Annotated in this window: 1 protein-coding gene and 1 pseudogene; both read left to right on the forward strand. The window is 70.3% G+C overall.

Features of this window, described 5'->3' with window-relative positions; translation table 11 throughout:
- Positions 1 to 278 (forward strand): annotated as a pseudogene (locus tag G3436_RS26825) (type II secretion system protein GspI); the annotation flags it as partial.
- A partial coding sequence (locus G3436_RS26830; RefSeq protein ID WP_163951379.1) for a prepilin-type N-terminal cleavage/methylation domain-containing protein occupies positions 275 to 579 on the forward strand: 305 nt, incomplete at its 3' end. The pseudogene G3436_RS26825 and the gene G3436_RS26830, both read left to right, overlap by 4 nt.

A 579-nucleotide genomic window follows, 5' to 3' on the forward strand; every position in this document is an offset into this window, starting at 1 on the left:
CTGCGCCAGCGCCTGGCGGTGCAGCAGACCGTGCAGCAGCATCGCCTCGGCACCTGTGTGCCCGCGAGCTGGAAGCACGCTTTGCGGTGGAGCAGTACTGGCCTGCGCACGCCCAGAGCCGTGGCGAGCTGCGCCAGGGGCCCGGTACCTGCCACTGGCAATTGCAGCTGGGTGCGACCGGTGTGCGCAACCTGCGCCGCGGCGAGCTGCTGCTGTTTGCCGACCGCGATGGGCGCGAGTCGCTGGGCCAGTACCGTATCTTTCTGGTGCGCCCATGAGGCGTCGCCAACAGGGCCTGACCTTGCTCGAGCTGCTGGTGGCGCTGGCCCTGAGCGCCGTGCTCGGGGTGCTGCTGGCCGCGCTGGTGAATGGCTGGCTGACGGTGCGCGAGCGCCTCGACCAAGGGCCGCAGGCAACGCCGGTGCTGAGCTTTTGCCTGGCGTTGGAGCGACGTTTCGACGCCACGGTGCTGCGCCAGCTCCATGAGCAGCGCTTGCCGCTGACGCTGGCCTGGCTGGACTGGCAGCCTGCCGATCTGCAGTTGCAGTGGGTGGCGCTGGCGGCCTGGCCTGCGGCAGA

It is taken from the genome of Pseudomonas brassicae (genome assembly GCF_010671725.1).
GTDB classification, from domain to species: domain Bacteria; phylum Pseudomonadota; class Gammaproteobacteria; order Pseudomonadales; family Pseudomonadaceae; genus Aquipseudomonas; species Aquipseudomonas brassicae.